At 63.2% G+C, this 13,883-nt stretch carries 14 protein-coding genes and 1 pseudogene; 5 read left to right on the forward strand and 10 right to left on the reverse strand.

Features of this window, described 5'->3' with window-relative positions; translation table 11 throughout:
- Positions 1-27 precede the first annotated feature (27 nt).
- The 3 genes from BC360_RS28260 to BC360_RS28270 all read right to left on the reverse strand — a co-directional run bounded on the left by BC360_RS28260 (position 28) and on the right by BC360_RS28270 (position 2,011).
- Positions 28-228 (reverse strand): hypothetical protein, encoded by a 201-nt coding sequence (locus tag BC360_RS28260; RefSeq protein ID WP_208858220.1) that lies wholly within the window; start codon positions 226-228, stop codon positions 28-30.
- 119 nt (positions 229-347) lie between these two features.
- On the reverse strand, positions 348-1,343 hold the full coding sequence (locus tag BC360_RS28265; RefSeq protein ID WP_065797679.1) for an aldo/keto reductase: 996 nt from the start codon (positions 1,341-1,343) through the stop codon (positions 348-350).
- 122 nt (positions 1,344-1,465) lie between these two features.
- On the reverse strand, positions 1,466-2,011 hold the full coding sequence (locus BC360_RS28270) for a hypothetical protein (RefSeq protein ID WP_139110239.1): 546 nt from the start codon (positions 2,009-2,011) through the stop codon (positions 1,466-1,468).
- A gap of 209 nt (positions 2,012-2,220) precedes the next feature.
- Between BC360_RS28270 and BC360_RS28275 the strand changes: the two genes are divergently transcribed.
- Positions 2,221-3,093 carry a LysR family transcriptional regulator gene (locus BC360_RS28275; RefSeq protein ID WP_244512958.1) on the forward strand — a complete coding sequence of 291 codons (873 nt, stop codon included), beginning with the start codon at positions 2,221-2,223 and terminating at the stop codon, positions 3,091-3,093.
- 124 nt (positions 3,094-3,217) lie between these two features.
- Positions 3,218-4,075 carry a glycerophosphodiester phosphodiesterase gene (locus BC360_RS28280; RefSeq protein ID WP_065797682.1) on the forward strand — a complete coding sequence of 286 codons (858 nt, stop codon included), beginning with the start codon at positions 3,218-3,220 and terminating at the stop codon, positions 4,073-4,075.
- Positions 4,076-4,078: 3 nt separating this feature from the next.
- Here the strand turns inward: BC360_RS28280 and BC360_RS28285 are convergent, their stop codons facing one another.
- The 7 genes and pseudogenes from BC360_RS28285 to BC360_RS28315 all read right to left on the reverse strand — a co-directional run bounded on the left by BC360_RS28285 (position 4,079) and on the right by BC360_RS28315 (position 11,258).
- Positions 4,079-4,900 (reverse strand): inositol monophosphatase family protein, encoded by an 822-nt coding sequence (locus BC360_RS28285; protein WP_065797683.1) that lies wholly within the window; start codon positions 4,898-4,900, stop codon positions 4,079-4,081.
- A complete protein-coding gene (locus BC360_RS31975) occupies positions 4,901-5,914 on the reverse strand; it encodes a LacI family DNA-binding transcriptional regulator (RefSeq protein ID WP_065797735.1) in 1,014 nt (337 codons plus the stop codon).
- Positions 5,906-6,640, reverse strand: a pseudogene (locus BC360_RS32580) (glycerophosphodiester phosphodiesterase); the annotation flags it as partial. The gene BC360_RS31975 and the pseudogene BC360_RS32580, both read right to left, overlap by 9 nt.
- 2 nt (positions 6,641-6,642) lie before the next feature.
- Entirely contained in the window at positions 6,643-7,695 is a 1,053-nt protein-coding gene (locus BC360_RS28300; protein ID WP_065797684.1) for an ABC transporter ATP-binding protein, read from the reverse strand.
- On the reverse strand, positions 7,695-8,537 hold the full coding sequence (locus BC360_RS28305; protein ID WP_065797685.1) for a carbohydrate ABC transporter permease: 843 nt from the start codon (positions 8,535-8,537) through the stop codon (positions 7,695-7,697). Before BC360_RS28305 ends, BC360_RS28300 begins: the two co-directional genes overlap by 1 nt.
- Positions 8,538-8,539: 2 nt before the next feature.
- Entirely contained in the window at positions 8,540-9,841 is a 1,302-nt protein-coding gene (locus BC360_RS28310; RefSeq protein ID WP_065797686.1) for a carbohydrate ABC transporter permease, read from the reverse strand.
- 70 nt (positions 9,842-9,911) lie between these two features.
- Positions 9,912-11,258 (reverse strand): extracellular solute-binding protein, encoded by a 1,347-nt coding sequence (locus BC360_RS28315; protein ID WP_065797687.1) that lies wholly within the window; start codon positions 11,256-11,258, stop codon positions 9,912-9,914.
- Between the two features lie 446 nt (positions 11,259-11,704).
- Here BC360_RS28315 and BC360_RS28320 point away from each other — a divergent pair, with 446 nt between their 5' ends.
- From BC360_RS28320 to BC360_RS28330, 3 genes are all read left to right on the forward strand, one after another.
- Positions 11,705-12,028: a DUF2282 domain-containing protein gene (locus BC360_RS28320; RefSeq protein WP_065797688.1), complete on the forward strand. Its 324-nt coding sequence runs from the start codon at positions 11,705-11,707 to the stop codon at positions 12,026-12,028.
- A 137-nt stretch (positions 12,029-12,165) separates the two neighbouring features.
- Positions 12,166-13,095 (forward strand): DUF692 domain-containing protein, encoded by a 930-nt coding sequence (locus BC360_RS28325; protein ID WP_208858221.1) that lies wholly within the window; start codon positions 12,166-12,168, stop codon positions 13,093-13,095.
- Positions 13,088-13,882: a DUF2063 domain-containing protein gene (locus tag BC360_RS28330; RefSeq protein ID WP_065797689.1), complete on the forward strand. Its 795-nt coding sequence runs from the start codon at positions 13,088-13,090 to the stop codon at positions 13,880-13,882. The genes BC360_RS28325 and BC360_RS28330 overlap by 8 nt, the downstream gene beginning before the upstream one ends.
- The last annotated feature ends 1 nt before the right edge of the window (position 13,883 follow it).

Consider the following 13,883-nt stretch of genomic DNA (forward strand, 5'->3'; position numbering starts at 1 on the left):
ATCTCTGCTGCGCCCCAGCTTAAGATTTCAGAACAAAGCGATGGCGCTGCCGGAAAGCGGCGGCGCCAAAAGCGGATCCAGGGTCCGGCCGAAGTCCCCGCCGCCGACGGCCCTGAGTGCTTCGAGGCCCCGTGCGCGGCGATCATCGGCTGGCGCACCGGCCGCATGGGCAGACGCGGAATGGCCGAGGGCGGCCGCGGTCATCAGTCCCATGGATGTCTTGAGCATGGTTCGCCTGTCCTGATCTGTTGTGCCGTCCGCAGCGGGCGCGGCATCTTTCCATGTCTTGGTCATGTCCAGAGTGTCCTTCGTCTATTGCGGCAAGTCTTAGCTTTCGTCGGGGCAACTCACTTGTTGCTGACCCAAGCGCCGGCGGTGCCGTAGCGGGCGCCGGCGAATTTCTCCGGCGCCAGCATGTCGCCGAGCAACACAAGCTCCTCCGGCGTCAGCGTGACGTCCGCGGCGGCGACGTTCTGTTCCAGATGCGGGATCTTCCGTGCACCGGGAATAGGCACAATGAATTCTCCCTGGTTGAGGACCCAGGCAAGCGCAAGCTGGGCGGCCGTCGCGCCCTTGTCAGCCGCCATCTCCTCCAGCCTTTTCACGAGCAGGACGTTGCCCGCCATATTCTCGGAACTGAAGCGGGGAAGCGTCCGGCGGAAGTCGCCGGCAGCGAAGTCCTCCGGCTTCTCGATCTTGCCGGTCAGGAACCCGCGGCCGAGTGGGCTGAACGGCACGAAGCCGACGCCAAGTTCCCGGCAGGTGTCGAGGATCTCGCCTTCCGGGTCGCGGGTCCAGAGCGAATATTCGCTCTGCAGAGCGGAAATCGGATGAACGGCATGGGCTCGCCGGATGATGGCGGCTCCCGCCTCGGAGAGGCCGAGCGCGCGCACTTTGCCTTCCTTCACAAGATCGGCCATGGCACCGACGGTGTCTTCGATCGGTACCTGCGGGTCGACGCGGTGCTGGTAGAAAAGGTCGATGACGTCGACTCCAAGCCGTTTCAATGATGCTTCGGCCACTTCGCGGACATGTTCCGGCCGGCCGTCTACCCCGGACATGGCTTCCACGCCCTGCTTGCCGGCATCGATCCGGAAGCCGAATTTCGTCGCGATGACCACCTTGTCCCGATGGGGTTTCAACGCTTTGCCCAGGAGGATTTCATTCTCGAACGGACCATAGATCTCGGCCGTATCGAAGAAGGTGACGCCGAGCTCGACGGCACGATGAAGGGTGCGGATCGACTCCTGTTCGCCCTGACCGCCGTAGGCGTGGCTCATGCCCATGCAGCCGAGCCCGACTGCCGAAACCGTGAGATCAGGGCCGAGTTTACGTGTCTTCATCAGTTCATTCCCTTTGATTGACGAGGCCGTATGACCGTCTGCAGATTGGCAGCAAGGTCCGGTCTATCCGGGGGCAGGTGACTGGCATGGCGCCTACATCGCTGATGCCTCTATGCAGGACGTCAGCCGTCCGCCTGGATGGCGTTGGCCACACGAGGGACCAGATAGGATTCGGTCCAATCGTCCGAGAGCGCGACGGAGGTGGTCGTGTCCAGTCGATGGAGGCGGCCGCTCGAAATACGCCGCAGCGCGCCCTCGACTTCCCGTACGGTCTCCATGGAAGTCGAGAAGTTAAGGAAGAAAACGTGATCGGCGCTGGCGCCCTGCAGCTGATCGATGGACAAGGACGTCACGCCTGAAGCGCCGACATCGATCCCTTCCGGCAGAACGGGCGTGAACCCCAGTTCTTCGAGAACACGCAAGACGGGTCCGCCAACATTGTTGCTGGCGTTGAAGACGTAAAGCGTGGTGCCATGGAGCTCCACCAGCAAGACACGCCGGCCTGCTTCAAGCGCATCCGTCACGCTGGTCCTTGCTGCGGTGATCGCCTCCGGAGGAACCGCACCGGCGTTCATCTGCGCAGCCGCAGGGGAGACGACCCCGAGGTTGACGGTGGAGCCCATTAAGACAGCCAGATGAATCATCACCGCGGCGGTCGCGGTCTTCATCCGACCGGAAATTGTGGCATGACGGAGCACTGTTTCTTCTCCTTCAGAACGTGATCAACTTTAGGCCGCCCGAGAGCGATTTCCTGTTCGGCCACGGGCGACCGAAGGCTGAGACATTGATTGCCGAGCGGTTGCGATAAATCCAATGAATAGTTAGTATTATAATCATGAACACGATTAATATCGCGACCATCGACCTCAACCTTTTGGTGATCTTCGACGCGCTGGTGGCCGAAGGGCATGCCACCCGCGCCGCCGAGCGGGTTGGACTCACTCAGCCGGCAGTCAGTCACGCACTCAATCGGTTGCGCGCCCTGTTCGGAGATCCGCTCTTCGTCCGCTCTCCGCGCGGCATGGTGCCGACGCCGGCTGCACTGGACGCCGCGCCTGCCATCCGGTCGATCCTCGAGCAGGTTGAAGCTGTGCTTCGCGGTGGTCGGGCGTTCGAGCCAGAAGAGAGCCGACGACAATTCGTCCTTGGCCTGTCCGATTATGCCGCCTTCGTGCTCCTGCCGCGGCTGACCGAGCGGATAGAACGCGAAGCGCCGAACATATCGCTTGTGATCCGCAACACCAGTCACGGTGTCGGCCTGCCGATGCTGGATGAGGGATCCGTCGAACTCATCGCCGGCAACTTTCCCGGACCACCTTCGCACATGCGCGAGGAATTGCTTTACGAAGAGGATTTTGTCTGTGCTGGCCGGGGCGATCACCCTGCCCTTGCAACTCCCCTCGACCTCGACGGCTACCTGTCCCTTCGGCATCTCCAGGTGTCGACGAGTGGCAATCCGCACGGTTATGTCGATGCCGTCCTCGCAGAACGCGGGCTAAAGAGAAGCGTCGCCGTCACCGTCGGCCACTTCCTGATGGCGCCGTTCCTGGTTGATTCCTCGGATCTCCTGGCCACCGAACCCCGCCGCCTTTTCGGGACCTGCGCCAGTCGGCTGCCGCTTCGGTTCTTTCCGCCCCCGATCGATATTCCTCCCTTTCGGGTCGTTCAGGCTTGGCACGCGCGTCATGACGCAGATCCCGGCCACCAGTGGCTTCGGGGCGTGGTTCGGGAGGTCGCGCAACAGACATGACATCCCCCGCCGTTCGTTTGTTATATCCCTGACATCCTTCCGCTTTAGGGGAGGCAAGCCGAACGAGGTGCAAGTCGACGAGCCTCGGTGTGCCCTATGTCCCATCCATTCCGTCCGGTGCCTCATGAATGCGTTCTCCGGCCTCAGCTTGACCCACCTGGGGCACATAACCCGGCTCAAGTGGCACCGCCTGCGCAGGCATCGCGGCGACCCGCTGTTCTCGCCCGCGGTGATGACAGAGGGTTTTCGGCTGGGCGCATCAATGGAAATCGACCTGCGGGTGCGGGCGGATGGCGGCTTCGCCGTTCTTCACGACGATGTGCTGGACGGCGAAACGACCGGTTCGGGGGCCGTCCATCGCATGGCAGCAGCGGATCTTCGTCCCCTGAGAATGAAGACAGGCGGGCATGCCATCACGCTCAGCGAGGATCTGGCCACGATGCTGACAGAGGCGCACCCGGATGCACTTCTGCAATTCGACATGAAGGACGGCTTCGCGACTGTCGGCGAACGCGGCGTCGAGCATCTTAGCCTCCACTTCCGCGACGTTGGCCGGCAGATCATCGTCAGCGGCGCGGACCTGGATCTCATCCTCGCCATCAAACGACGACTTCCGGATCTCAAGCGCGGCATCGACCCAACCGACAAGCTGATCGAGATCCATAGCTACGCCGGCCTGGCAGCGGTGGAACGGGAATTGATTGCCGACCTCGACGGCCCGACCGAGCCCGATACCATCTATCTTGCCTGGGGGTTGGTGCTGCAGGCGGCGCGGAATGGTCTGGACCTGATTGGTCTCTGCCACGACAAGGGAACACGCGTCGACGCCTGGACCTACAATCTCGATAAGCCCGACGCTGGCTTCGCCGAAGAAGAATGGCAGGAATTCTCGTCCCTGATGGCGCGAAGGCCCGACCAGATCACCACGGATGTCGCTCCTGCCATCGAACGTGCCTGGCTTCGGCGGGTGGAGGCTGGCTGAAACCTAACCGCCGGTGGGAAGACGTTCCATCTCCCCCAGGAACGCGAACTCATCGGCAATCAGCGGCGCGCAGACGACGACCGGCCCGCCGCGCTCGAGAAGCTGCTCAAGCGGCGGCATGGCGACGATTGCTCCCGCCTCCCTTGCGATCAGGGCCCCTGCCAGCATATCCCACGCGGCCAGATGCCGCTCGTAGTAAAGGTCCGCGATACCCTCGGCCACACGGACCAGTCCGATCGCGGCAGCGCCCATGCGGCGGTAGTCGATGCCGCGCTCGTAGAGCCGGCGCGAGACGGCCAGATAGTCCTCGAAATCCGTGCGGCGGGAATGCCCCAGCATGGCGATCGCCTGGGCCGGATCGCTGGTCTTCGCGGCCGCAATCGGCTGACCTTCCTTGAAACTGCCCTCCCCGCGGATCGCGTGGAACACCTTGTCTTGTGTGGCGTCGTAAATCACCCCGATCAGGAGCTCTCCGCCGGCGATGAAAGCCATCGACACACCCCAGTGGCGGAAACCGCGGATGAAATTCGTGGTGCCGTCGATCGGATCGACCACCCAGGTGCCGCTGTCGTGGGCGTGGCCACCGCCCTCCTCGCCAATGACCGCGTCATCGGGGAACTCACCGGCGAGCGTCGTACGGATTGCCTGTTCGGCGCGCCTGTCGGCAGCGGTGACGAAATCCTGCAAGCCCTTGTTCTCGACAGCCAGCATCTCGGGCGGGGCCTCCGCCCGGAAAGCAGCCGCCTCCCTGCCGACACGGCGGGCGATACGGATCGCGGCCTCGGCGCGGGCCCGCAAGGAGGAAATGGCGAACGGAGCTGACATTTAAGCACTTCTTCTCTTGATCAGGGTCACCGGCGTGAACTCCACGCGTGCAACCGCATCGGGCTCGGCCATGCGGCTGATGAGCAGGTCGACTACCTGCTCCGCCTGCAGATCGGCTGGCTGCAGGAAGGTGGTGAGTTCGTAGGCCGACCAGCTTGCTTGCGGGATGTCGTCATGACCGATGACCTTGACCGAACCATCGCCATTGCCGGCGCCAACAAGTCCATCGAGAACGCCGCAGGCCATGTAGTCGTTTACGGAAAAGACGCCGTCGATGCCGAGGTCGAGCAGTTGCGGCGCCACGTCACGGCCGTGCTGGTAGTCGTTGAGCGCAACGGGGATCAGCTGCGTCTCGACACCCAGCATGGAGCAGCGGCTCCGGAACGCTTCGGCCCGGCGGCGGGCGGTATAGGAAACGGCGGTGCCGGCGATGACGCCCAGCCTTTTCGCACCGGCTGCCAGGAGGTGCTCGGCGGCGGTGTAGCCCGACATTCGATCGTCGGAGACGACGCGATCGACGAAGGGAAAATCCTCGCCTTTGTTGACGAGTACGATCGGGACGCCTTCGGCGGCGCATTCCTCGCAGATATGCGAGGGCGGCGCGTCGGAGGTGACGATGACGCCGGAAACGGCGTAGTGCAGCAGCTGCCCGATCACGGTGGAAGTATCCACCTCCTTGGATGTCGGTAGCAGGATCGGCCGGTAGTTACGGGCAATCAATGCGCGGGCGAGGTGGTCGAGCTGGCGGGTGCGGAACGGATTGTCGAGACCCGCCGCCACGAGGCCCACGAGATCGGAACGCTTGTTCGTCAGGCTTCGCGCGAGATAGTTCACCCGATAGCCAAGATCCTTGGCCGCCTGATAGACTTTTTCCCTGGTCTTCTTCGAGACGCTGGCGTCGGGCGTGAAGGCGCGCGAGACGGCGGCACGGGAAACGCCCGCCACACGCGCCACGTCGAAAGAGGTCACCCGGCGCAGCTCGCGAGCGCCGCCGCTCGTTTCCCGCGGGCGCATCAGGTCCGGTAGATCGGTGCAGATGCCGAGCACCGGCAGCGCCATCAGATCCTTGAGCACCTCCGGCCGCTCCTCGTGCCAGAGCACCAGTTCCTTGCCGTCGCCGAAGGCCTTCCCGATCAATTCCGCAGTGACGAGGTCCTGCGGCGTGTCGCTCGCCCGCTCCCAGCAGAGATGGAGGATATCGGCACCGGACGCCTCGCCGAGCGCATGCGGATCGGCGCCGATCCGGACCAGCACGGAGAGCGGGTAGTCGCAGCCGATGTTGCGCAATTCCCGCACTTGCGCCACATCGAACGAACCGAGGCAGGCGAAAGACTGGTCCATTGCCTTCAGGTGCTGCCAACAGAGCGGCCCGGTGCCCGGCCGCTTCAGCTCGACGTAGAGCCCGCAGCCCGTCTCGCGGCCGAGCGCTGAGACCTCCTCGAAGCTTGGCACATCCGGGACGGCGGCGCGCAGGTCCGCAAACGTCATGCGGGAGATGTGCAGGTCCTTGCCGAAAACGCGCTCCAAATGGTCGTCATGCGCAACGACCACGACGTCGTCGATCGTCATCTGGGTATCGAGTTCCCACATCTCGGCGCCGAGTTCCGCAGCCCGGCGGAAGGCGACGAGGGTGTTTTCCCGCTCGTGCCCGCTTGCGCCGCGATGGCCGATACACAACGGCAACCTGCCCCTGTTTGTCGGCCAGCCGAAGCGGCCGAAGAAGGCTGAAAAGTCCCGCATGCTCAAAGTCTCCGGCCGTCTTCGGCAAAGACGAGGGCCGCCTTGCTGTCGAGGCTCCAGCGAACTGCATCGCCGACTGCCACGTCGTTACGCACCGACTGGATGGAGCGCAGCACCGAACCGTCCGGTAAAATGACATCATAGAGGTTCTCGCGGCCCTGCGTCTCCGCGAAGGCAATCTTGCCGTCCACCGCAATATCTCCTGATGTCCCGAAGTGCTCCGGCCGCACGCCGAGTGTAAGCACGGTGCCGTCCGGAATTCCGCCGAGGATGGCAAGCGACAACCGGATGCCGTTTGCGAATACGAAGGCGCCCTGTTCCGCCCTGCCTTTCAGGAAGGAGATCGGCGGATTGCCCAGGAAGCCGGCGACGAAGGCCGAGCGAGGATCGTTATACATCCCGGACGGCGTGGCGATCTGTACGATCTCACCGGCCTTCATGATTGCGATACGGTCGCACATGGACATCGCCTCGACCTGGTCGTGCGTGACAAGAATCGCGGTGATGCCGGTCTCCTTCTGCAGGCGTCGGATCTCCGAGCGCATTTCGAGCCTGAGCTTGGCGTCGAGGTTGGCGAGCGGTTCATCGAGTAAGAGGACGTCCGGGCGGCGGATGAGCGCGCGGGCAAGGGCGACGCGCTGCTGCTGGCCGCCAGAAAGCTGCGATGGGCGCCGGTCGAGCAGATTGTCGATATGAACAAGCGCTGCGATCTCCGCCACCTCTTTCCTGATGTCGGCGGCAGCCAGGCGCCGGACCGTGAGCGGGAAGCCGATATTCTCCGCCACCGTCATATGCGGATAGAGCGCATAGGATTGAAAGACGACGCCGACATTGCGCTCCTGGCTCGGCAGGCCGGTGACGTCCTTGTCGCCGAACAGGATGCGGCCCGATGTCGGCCGGTGGATGCCGCAGATGGCAAAAAGCGTCGTGGACTTGCCGCAGCCGGAGGGGCCGAGCAGCGCCAGCATCTCGCCGGAACCCACTTCGAGGTCCATGCCCTCGATGACCTTGGTGGTGCCGAAGCTCTTCGAAAACTTGTCGAGCAGGATACGCATCAGCCTTTCGTGCCTCCGCCGTAGATGTTCATGAGATGCTTCTGGAAGAAGACGTAGAGGATCAGGACCGGAATGACGTAGAAGACGCCTACGGCCTTGAAGGTGGCGAAATCGAAATTGTTGTCGTCGGCGATCAGGCTCGCCAGATAGACGGAGAGCACCTGGACCTGAGCGCCGGGCGCCAGCACCTGCGGTAGGATGAATTCGCTCCAGCCGGAGAGGAAGGAAAAGAGGCCGAGCGCCATAACGGCCGGCCGGATCTGCGGCAGGACGAGCCGGCGCCAGACGGTGAAGCGGGAGGCGCCATCGACGATGCCGGCCATCTCGATCTCCCACGGCACTGTGTCGTAGAAGCCCTTCATCAGCCAGATGCCGAGCGGCAGGTCGATTGCCGCCTTCACCAGGATGACCCCGAGCAGCGAATTGTAGAGGCCGAGATACTGGAGCACGATGAAGATCGCGATGATCAGCGTCACGGACGGAAAGGCGTGCAACACCATGACGCCCGCGAGAAAGAAGCCGCGCGCGGGGACATTGAGGCGCGAAAGCACATAGCCGGCCATCGAGGAGACGAGAAGGATCACCGCGGTGATAACGGAAGTGAAGACGAAGGTGTTGAGCGTCACCAGCCAGATGTTCGGCTTGCCGGGTTTCGTCTCCCAGAGGAAGCTCCAATGCTGGAGCGTGAACTCGCTTGGAACCAACGAGCCGGCGTCGGAATTGCTGATCGTGTCGATGAAGAGATAGGCATATATCAGCACCAGCGGCAGGCTCAGGAGCCCGAGCAGCAGCACGACCGGGACGCTCGAGAAATTCGCGGAAACTCTCGTCTTCTCGATCATGGTCAGTCCTCGATCAACGGCTTGGAGATCAGCGTGTCGTAGCGGAAGACCCGCAGATAGATCAGCGACAGGATCACCCCGATCACCACCAGCACCAGTGCCATGGCGGCGCCGAGCCCGTATTCGAGGTTGCCGGTATAGTTCTGTAGGGCGGTGTGATAGGCGGCGAGCGACCACACTTCTGTCGCCCGCCCCGGCCCGCCGCGGGTCGAAAGCAGGATCTCGTTGAAGGAGGCGAGCAGCGAGAGCGTCTGGTAGCAGGTGACGAACAGGATCGGCCATCTAAGCTGCGGCAGGATGATGTAGCGGATCTGCTGCCAGCGGCTGGCGCCATCCATCTCGCTTGCGTGGAACTGCGTCTCAGGAATCGCCTTGATCGCTGAGGAGAAGACCAGCATGCCCATGGACGCGCCGATGAAGCCGTTGAGTAGGATCACGAAGAACCAGGCGTCTCGGGCATTGTCCAGGAGATAGTTCTTCGCGGGATAGCCGAACTGGCCCATGAACAGGGAAAGGAAACCATTGTCCCAGGTGAGCCACTTCCACATCAGGATGTAGATGACGACCGGCGTGATGCGCGGCAGCAGCCAGACAGCGCGGAAGATCGAGGCGGTCGAGGCCGTCATGTAGTGGGTGGTGACGGCAAGGAACAGCGCGTAACCGACATTGAAGAGGAGCAGCGTCACCGCGACATAGAAGGCAGTGTTGAGGAAGACCTGCGCCATATCCGGCGAATTGCCGATGATCCGGAAATTGTCGGCAGTCCACACCCAGCCGGTATAGGTCGCCTTGGCGACCGCCTCCTGCTCCTCGGGCGTAAGGTCAAAACCGAGCTTGCGGAGGCTTTCCAGGAGCGCCTCGCGCGTCTCGAAGCGGGTGTTGAGAACCGAACGGTTGAAGAGGTCGGAGATCCGCTTGACCTCGCGGGTGGAGGGCCGGTCCTTGAGCGCCTTGATGACCCGCTCCGCCTCGCGCCGCGAGGCAAAGACCTCACCCAGATGCTCTGAGCGCAGCTCGGTGGCGAAGTGAGGTTTCAACTGGAGCGCCTCGAGCGCCGCTACCCCTTCCCCATCGATCACGAAGCGCGGTTCGGAAATCGCCGCGGCCAGCTCGGGCATATCGGTCGTCAGCCGGTTCACGGCAGCCTGCGTCACCTGGTAGGCGCCACCGGAAATGCCGGTCGCCGTGCTCATATTGGTCAACGAGAAGACGGCGGTCAGGACGACCGGCATCAGGAAGAACAGGAGGATCATGATCGCCGCCGGTGCGATCATGATCAGTCCCAGCGTTCGCGACGTTCTCATGGCGGGGCCTCAAAGGTAAGGCGAGCGGCGGAGCCAGCGCCGCTCGCCGGAGAGCGATGTTCGCCTGGGATCAGCGGATGACGATCGCGTCGCCGAGCGTCGCCTTCAGCTCGGTCTCCGCGTCGCTGACCGCTGCGTCGACCGTCTTCGCGCCTGTCCAGGACGCTTCGAGGTTCTTCCACATGATCGTCCAATACTTACCGAACTCGGCATTGTTGGGCATGGCGTTCGCGTGCGGCAGAAGACGCTCCGTCGCTTCGCTCGCCCAGCGGTCGGAAGCGTAGAGGTCGACCTTGGTTTCGGCCTGCGAGATACCGAGATGCGCGGACTTGATTGCATGCAGCGCGTTGATGCGCGGCTCGGAGGCGATCTTGACGAGATCGGCGGCGATTTGCGTCGTCGCCTCATCGTGGCCGGCCATCAGCAGATAAGTCAGCGGATGAGTGAGCGTGTTGGCCTTGCCGCCCTCGCCGGCCGGGATCAAGGTGAACTGAACGTTGTCGAAGAAGTCCTTGAGGCCTTCCTGGTTGACAAGGCGCGCATAGTGCCAGGTGCCGCCGTGCCAGATGCCCGCCTTGCCGGTCGCGACTTCCTTCCACCACTGGTCGCCCGGCATGCCGATGTGGTTCTTCTTGGTGACGCCGGCTGCGACGAGATCGGCAAAATACTGGTAGGCACGCTTCATGGCCGCCTTGTCGAAGACGAGCTCGCCATCGTCCTCCATCAGGCCGCCGAAGCTGGTGTAGAATTGCCAGTAATCCGGACCGTTGTTCGTGCGTGGATAAAAGCCGTAGCCGGGCTGGACGAGACCCTTGTCCTGCATCTTCTTGGCGTCTTCGAGCACGTTCTTCAGCGTGTATTCGCCCTTTTCGACCTTCGCCGGCAACGCATCGAGGTCGGCATCGGTGTAACCGATCGCCTTCATATGCGGCCTCCAGAAGAAGAACGGGCGGGATTCGGCGTCCTGTGGGATGCCGTAGACCGTACCGTTGAAGGAGGCGACGTTCATAAGGTTCGGATAGATGTCGCTGATCGGCCAGCCGTCGAGGTCGATATAGTTTTCGACCGGCACGATGAGGCCAGCCTGGGCCCAGGGGCCAATGTCCTCATGACCGGTGGCAACGATGTTCGGCGCCTTCTTCGCTTCGGCGGCAAGCGTCAATGCCTGCTTGAACTCTTCCCATCCCGAATAGGGCGTCTTCTGGACGGTGATGTTGAGCTCCTCGCCTCGGATAGCCGCTTCGCGCTCAAGCAGTTCGGCGGCGATCTCGATTGCATCGACGCGGTAGTTATCATTCGGGCCGGAACCGCCCGACCAGACCGAAATGGTGACGTCCTTTGCGGATGCGATAACTGCCGTCGAGGCAAGCAGGGCGGCTGCGAGCGTCGCGGATCTCAATATCGAAACAATGGTCATGGCTAACCCCGGAGATTGGAACTGGCTTCCCGCATCCTGCGATCCGCCGTGCGCGACCGCGGAAGCGTTGAGCAGGTGCTCAACGTGGGTCGGTGTAGAGGCGCCCGATAACAGGCAGATGACAAAATGTACGCGTGTACAAAATTTAAAAGCGGCCCCTGAGGGTGTGAGACCATGCTGTTCGTCCCGACAAGGCTCGCCCTCCAGGCTTCCGGTGGCAGCGCGAAAAGTTCGGCCTCGGGACGGGCCGCCACCCGCAGGGCAGTAAATGCAACCACGGCCAACGCGACCGTCACCACGAACTTGAACGGGGAAGCGGATCGTCTCCGCCGACGCGATCACGAAAGCGTGTAGGCCGCGTCATGTAACGCACCCATCCTCCGTTGCGAATAACCCTTCGTGCGCTTGAGAAAAACGCACGGGACAATCCAGAACGGAGAAACATCATGTCTACGAAATCCAAGATCAGCGCGGCCATGCTTGCCGGTGCAGTAGCGACCGCCTTGTCGTCGCTGGCGCTCGCCGCACCCCTGACCGAAGCGCAAGTCAAGGCGGCCATGGATGCCGGCAAGGAGAAGTGCTTCGGCGTGGCACTCAAGGGCCAGAACGATTGCAAGGCGGGCCCGGGCACGACCTGCCAGGCAACCTCCACGGTCGACTATCAGGGCAATGCCTGGAAATTCGTCGACGGCGGCACCTGCGCAACAATGGAGCTGCCGGGCGACCGCAAGGGTTCGCCGGAAGAGTTGACGCGCGACCTGCCGGTCTAAGCATCTTGAGCGGGGGCGGGAGCGACGGCCTCGTCACTCTCGTCCCGCCTGAAGGCTCGACGGCCGGCAGCGCCACACCTTCAGGCGCACCTTCGTCGGCTGCTATGATCGGACGACATCCGCATGAAGGAGAGACAATGATGACCATCTCGACAAGGGCGGCGCCTGAGCTTGCTCCCGCGACCGCGCATTTTCCCGGCTATGATATCGGCGGTTTGGCGGGCACCAGCTTCAAGCCCCAGCACCTGCTCGCGATCCTCGAGGACGGGGAGCCGCGCGGCTTTTTCGAGGTTCACGCGGAAAACTACATGGGCGCCGGCGGCCCTCCGCATGCAGCGCTTGCCCGCCTACGTCAGGACTACCCGGTCTCGCTCCACGGCGTGTGCATGTCGATCGGCGGGCCTGAGCGCTTGGACAAGGCCCACCTTGAGCGGTTTCGCGGTCTCGTGGAACGCTACGAGCCGGCGCTCGTTTCAGAGCATCTCGCCTGGTCCACGCATCGGACCACCTACTACAACGACCTCCTGCCGCTCCCCTATACCGCGGCGACCCTGGCGCGCGTCAGCGACCACATCGACGAGGTGCAGGAAACGATCGGCCGGCCATTGCTTCTTGAGAATCCGTCGACCTACGTCGTCCTCAAGGAATCGGTTATGAGCGAGACGAGCTTCATCCGCGAGCTGGCGAAGCGCACCGGTTGCGGGCTGCTGCTCGACGTCAACAACGTCTTCGTCTCGGCGATCAACCACGGCTATTCCGCCCTTGAGTATCTGGCCGACTTTCCGCTCGAGCATGTTGGCGAGATCCATCTCGCCGGGCACAAGGAACAGGAGGACGACGAGGGCGAGCGGCTGCTGATCGACAGCCATGACGGCCCGGTGGCCGATGCGGTCTGGACGCTCTATCAGCGCGTCATTCGCCGAGCCGGACCGATCCCGACCCTGATCGAATGGGACAGCGCGATACCCGACTGGCCGATCCTGAAGGCCGAGGCTGAAGCCGCCCAGGCCATTCTCGACCGCGAGGCGGCCGCAATCCTCGACGAAAGAGTGTTGACTCATGGCTGACGTTCCTTCCCGTGTTCCCCTGGAAGCGTGCGACTATGCAGCCCGCTTCGCGGCGCCGCTCCTCGATCCCGCGTGCACGACGCCCGCGCTTGTCGCTGGACCGAACAGCAAGCGGGCGGATAAACGCTTCAACGTCTACCGCAACAACGTGACGGTCAGCCTGATCGAGGCGCTGGCGGCGACGTTTCCGGCGGTTCAACGGGTCACCGGAGAGGTGTTCTTCCGCGCCATGGCCCGCTTCCATGTGCGCGAGAGCCCGCCGACCTCGCCGCTTCTCTTCGAATATGGCCGCGACTTCCCCGATTTCATCGCGCGCTACGAATATGCCCAGTCGATGCCCTGGTTGGCAGATGTCGCCCGGATCGAGCGGGCGTGGCTCGATGCTTACCACGCCGCCGACGCGAAGGTGCTCGCCGCCGACGCGATCGCCGCCATTCCCGCGGAGCGGCTGGGAGGGATCGTCTTCGAGCCGCATCCGGCGACCCGCCTCGTCCGCTCCGTATACCCCGCAGTGACGATCTTTGCCGCGAACCGGGCCGAGGGGCCGGTCAGCCGCGTCGATAACGCGGCGCCGGAAAGCGCACTTGTCACCCGCCCGGACCTGGACGTCATCGTCCGCAGGCTGTCGACCGGTACGGACATCCTGCTCGATGCACTTCTCCGCGGCAGACCACTCGCGGAAGCAGCGGAGATCGCGGCCACGCAGTGCCCGACATTCGACCTAGCGGCTGGCATCGCCGTCATGCTCGAGGCCGGGGCGTTTACGGCCATTCATCAAGGAGGATAGG

The organism is Ensifer sp. LC163 (assembly GCF_001695855.1).
Classification (GTDB): domain Bacteria; phylum Pseudomonadota; class Alphaproteobacteria; order Rhizobiales; family Rhizobiaceae; genus Ensifer.

Bases quoted from the DNA above. Each gene is read 5' to 3' on its own strand.
- BC360_RS28260 (WP_208858220.1), bottom strand. From the start codon at position 228: ATGCTCAAGACATCCATGGGACTGATGACCGCGGCCGCCCTCGGCCAT.
- BC360_RS28265 (WP_065797679.1), bottom strand. From the start codon at position 1,343: ATGAAGACACGTAAACTCGGCCCTGATCTCACGGTTTCGGCAGTCGGG.
- BC360_RS28270 (WP_139110239.1), bottom strand. From the start codon at position 2,011: ATGAAGACCGCGACCGCCGCGGTGATGATTCATCTGGCTGTCTTAATG.
- BC360_RS28280 (WP_065797682.1), top strand. From the start codon at position 3,218: ATGAATGCGTTCTCCGGCCTCAGCTTGACCCACCTGGGGCACATAACC.
- BC360_RS28285 (WP_065797683.1), bottom strand. From the start codon at position 4,900: ATGTCAGCTCCGTTCGCCATTTCCTCCTTGCGGGCCCGCGCCGAGGCC.
- BC360_RS31975 (WP_065797735.1), bottom strand. From the start codon at position 5,914: ATGCGCCCGCGGGAAACGAGCGGCGGCGCTCGCGAGCTGCGCCGGGTG.
- BC360_RS28300 (WP_065797684.1), bottom strand. From the start codon at position 7,695: ATGCGTATCCTGCTCGACAAGTTTTCGAAGAGCTTCGGCACCACCAAG.
- BC360_RS28305 (WP_065797685.1), bottom strand. From the start codon at position 8,537: ATGATCGAGAAGACGAGAGTTTCCGCGAATTTCTCGAGCGTCCCGGTC.
- BC360_RS28310 (WP_065797686.1), bottom strand. From the start codon at position 9,841: ATGAGAACGTCGCGAACGCTGGGACTGATCATGATCGCACCGGCGGCG.
- BC360_RS28315 (WP_065797687.1), bottom strand. From the start codon at position 11,258: ATGACCATTGTTTCGATATTGAGATCCGCGACGCTCGCAGCCGCCCTG.
- BC360_RS28320 (WP_065797688.1), top strand. From the start codon at position 11,705: ATGTCTACGAAATCCAAGATCAGCGCGGCCATGCTTGCCGGTGCAGTA.
- BC360_RS28325 (WP_208858221.1), top strand. From the start codon at position 12,166: ATGATGACCATCTCGACAAGGGCGGCGCCTGAGCTTGCTCCCGCGACC.
- BC360_RS28330 (WP_065797689.1), top strand. From the start codon at position 13,088: ATGGCTGACGTTCCTTCCCGTGTTCCCCTGGAAGCGTGCGACTATGCA.